The sequence below is a fragment of the Inquilinus limosus MP06 genome (assembly GCF_000767795.1).
Taxonomy (GTDB): domain Bacteria; phylum Pseudomonadota; class Alphaproteobacteria; order DSM-16000; family Inquilinaceae; genus Inquilinus; species Inquilinus limosus_E.
This window is the reverse complement of record NZ_JANX01000644.1, coordinates 1-3,271: the sequence shown is the minus strand read 5'-3', so window position 1 is coordinate 3,271 and position 3,271 is coordinate 1. Positions and strand designations below refer to the sequence as shown.

Annotated in this window: 4 protein-coding genes; all 4 read right to left on the bottom strand. The window is 72.5% G+C overall.

Annotated features, from left to right (window positions below; translation table 11 throughout):
- Window positions 1–863, bottom strand: an 863-nt coding sequence (locus P409_RS30110; protein ID WP_238578805.1) for a serine/threonine-protein kinase, incomplete at its 3' end; no start/stop codon positions are given.
- A complete protein-coding gene (locus tag P409_RS30105) occupies window positions 860–1,627 on the bottom strand; it encodes a PP2C family protein-serine/threonine phosphatase (protein ID WP_052121582.1) in 768 nt (255 codons plus the stop codon). The genes P409_RS30105 and P409_RS30110, both read right to left, overlap by 4 nt.
- Window positions 1,624–2,322 carry a type VI secretion system-associated protein TagF gene (gene tagF / locus P409_RS36570; protein WP_052121581.1) on the bottom strand — a complete coding sequence of 233 codons (699 nt, stop codon included), beginning with the start codon at window positions 2,320–2,322 and terminating at the stop codon, window positions 1,624–1,626. The genes P409_RS30105 and tagF overlap by 4 nt, the downstream gene beginning before the upstream one ends.
- A partial coding sequence (locus P409_RS30095) for a type VI secretion IcmF C-terminal domain-containing protein (RefSeq protein ID WP_034847098.1) occupies window positions 2,304–3,271 on the bottom strand: 968 nt, incomplete at its 5' end. The genes P409_RS30095 and tagF, both read right to left, overlap by 19 nt.

The following is a 3,271-nucleotide window of genomic DNA, read 5'->3' as shown; positions in this document are numbered from 1 at the left end:
AGCCGGATCTGCCCGGCCAGGCTGGCGGGCACGCCCTCCAGCGCCGGCACCGTCTTCCGGGCCTCGATCGTGGCCATCATCGTCCGGCCCATCTCCAGCGGGCGGCCGCGCGCCGCCGCTGCCAGGACCAGCCCCAGGCTGTAGATGTCCGACCGGCCGTCGACCTGCCCGCCGAACAGGCCGGCCTGCTCCGGCGATGCCCAGGTCATCTTGCCGGCGAAGCCCTCGCCGACGATGGTCTGGGTGTTGGTGTCCGCCAGCTTGGCGATGCCGAAATCGATCACCTTGGCCCGCTCCAGCGCGCCATGCTCGAGGATGATGTTGTCCGGCGAGACGTCGCGGTGGAAGATCCCGCGGTCATGCGCCTCGGCCAGGCCGGCGGCCAGCCGGTCGCGCAGCCGCCCGACCTCTTCCGGTGCCAGCGGCCCCTGGCCGATGCGGTCGCGCAGCGACGGGCCCTCGACATACTCCATCACCAGGTGCAGCCGGCCGGTCTCGTCGCGGAACAGGCCGTCATAGCCGACGATCGCGTCATGCCGGATCTTCCGCAGCGCCTCGGCCTCGCGCAGGAACAGCGTGGCGATCGACTCGTCGCCCACCAGTTCCGGCAGGATGATCTTGATCGCGTGCTGGGTCTTCTGGTCGGCGTGCTCGGCCTGGTAGATCTCGCCCATGCCGCCGCGGTTGATCAGCCGCACGACGCGGTAGGTGTGCAGGATCAGCGTGCCCGGCGTCAGCCCGGCCGCCGGTTCTCCCCGAGACCGCCCGGACCGGGGAGAGACGGACGGATCCGTTCGTCCGGCCCTCAGGCGGGTGGCGTCCGGCGTCCGGTCGTCCGGCGGCATGTCCGGCGCGCCGCTCACAGCCGCACCCCGTTGATCCGGCCGGGCGGCACCGTCAGGTCGTCATCGTCGGTGCAGGACAGCGCCACCACCGTGACGTTGTCGGGCGCGCCGCGGCCAAGCGCCAGATTGATCAGGCTGCTGGCCGCTTGGTCGGGCGGCAGCCCGTCCAGCAGGTTGGCGATCTCCGCGTCGGTCACCACCTTGGTCAGCCCGTCGCTGCACAGCAGGAAGACGTCGCCGTCGCGGACGGCGCTGCGCTCCATGTCCAGCTCCAGCGCCTGGGCGGCGCCGATCGCCCGGGTGATCACATTCGCCTGGGGGTGGTTCAGCGCCGCCTCGGGCGACAGCACGCCGCTGTCGACCAGCTCCTGGACATAGGAGTGGTCGCGGGTGATCTGCCACAGCTGGCGGTTGCGCAGCAGGTACAACCGGCTGTCGCCCGCCCACAGGCAGACGAAGCGGTCGGCATAGATCATCAGCACGACGGCGGTGGCGCCGATCGTCGCCCCCTGCCGCTCCGCCCTGGCGTGGATGGCCTGGTGGGCCGCGATCAGCCGCGACCGCACCTCCTGGATGAAGCCGCTGCCGGATTCGGGCGGCCGCACCCGGGCCAGGGTGTCCACCACCATGCGGCTGGCCTCGTCGCCATGGCTGTGGCCGCCCATGCCGTCGGCCACGGCCCACAGCCCGATCTCCGGCCGGGACAGGAATGCGTCCTCGTTCAGCCGGCGGACCGCGCCGGCATCGGTCAGGCCGATCGAGAGGAAGCGCAGCCGGTTCACCGGACGGCATCCTCCGCGGCGGCCGGCGGCCCCATGAAGGCCTGCGGCCAGATCGAGGCCGGCGGCAGGCCGTCCCCGGCCAGGTACCAGCCGCTGTGGCTGGGATCGGTCCAGAACCGCGACCGGCCGGCGGCGACGGCGTAGCCGCCCAGCCTCAGGGCGGCGGTGCCGAGCGACGGCCCGTCCGTCAGCGGATGGGCCTGCCAGCCCTGGTCGATCGGGACGACGGCGTCGGCATCGGCCAGGGGAGGGGGCGGCAGTTGCAACACCGACTCCTCCCACGCCTCGGGGCTGACAGCCTCGTCCAGCGCCGCCAGGGCCACCGTCTCCAGCCTGTCGAACCAAGGGGCCGCCGTCAGCGGCGCCTCGGCCGGGGGATCGGTATCGAGCGGGATCGCCAGCGTCAGCGGGAAATAGCGCCCGACGCGGTCGACGCTGGGCATCAGCACCCCGGCCATGGCAGGGCCGGCGCAGCCCGCGGGCAGCAGGAAGCGCCAGATCGGGGCGGTCAGGAAGCGGTCCAGCCAGGCGTCGCCCAGCGCGTCCCGGGTCGCCGCCATGCCGGCCTGCAGCCACTCGTCCCACGGCGTCACGAAGCTGACCGGCAGCCCACGGGTGACGAAATCCCCCAGCCAGGGCAGCTTGCCGAAGAAGCCCGGATGGTCCCGGCCCTCGGTCAGAACGCCTGCGGGCATTGGAAATCCCTCAGCTGCGGCAGGGTGAAGGGGTTGAGGACGCTGCCGGTGCGGACCTCGAAGGTGGCGCTGGCGCCGCCGGCCGACACGGTGAAGCGGAACCGGTCGCTGGCCGAGGCGCCGCCGACCCGCGACTGGTCGATCAGCCGGAACAGCGCCCAGGGGCCGTCCTGGCTGATGCCGCCCAGCGGCGTGCCGGTCTCGCCGGTGAAGGACACCCGCACCTGGTTGGCGCCGGTGCCCGGCCAGCGCAGGGCCGCGGTCTGCTGCGGGCCGTGGTCGTAGCTGATGACCTGGCCGTTGATGTCGAGCAGGACGTTGGCGGCGTTGGCCGACAGGTCCACCGGCTGGATCTCCAGCCCGACGCTGGGCTGGGTGCCGCCCTGCGGGAAGAAGGCGTCGCGGATGCGCGCGGCCTTCTCGAACTGCGCCAGCGTGCCGTCGCTGATGCCGAGATCGACATTGTTCAGCTTGGCCCAGCGCCACGGGCTGCGCGAGGTGTCGACATACTGGGCCAGATTCTTGGTGAAGAATCCGTCGATCAGCCCGCCCGGGGCGAACAGGCGGCCGAAATCGTCCAGCTTGGCATCCTGCCTGCTGCCCCGGGCGAAGGGGTAGCGGCCGCCCAGCGCCGCCTGGCACAGCGGCCGGCCGGTCGTGTTCCAGTCAGCGTTGAGCCCGCGCCGGGCACCGCCGATCGTGGCCTCCGACGTGGCCTGCGAGATCTGGTTGGCCCAGCCGCGCATCACCTCGGGGGCGCGGCCGGCCGACGCCGTCAGCTGCTGCGCCAGGCCCGCCAGCTCGGCATTGGCGGCAGCCCCGCCGGCGCCGGGCGCCATGGCGCTGCGGGTCATCTGGCGATAGATGTCGTTCATGGTCTGGATCATCTCGCCCAGCGGCGAGGCGCCGCCATTCGGCCCGTCGACGAAGGTGCGGAGGTCGCGGAACC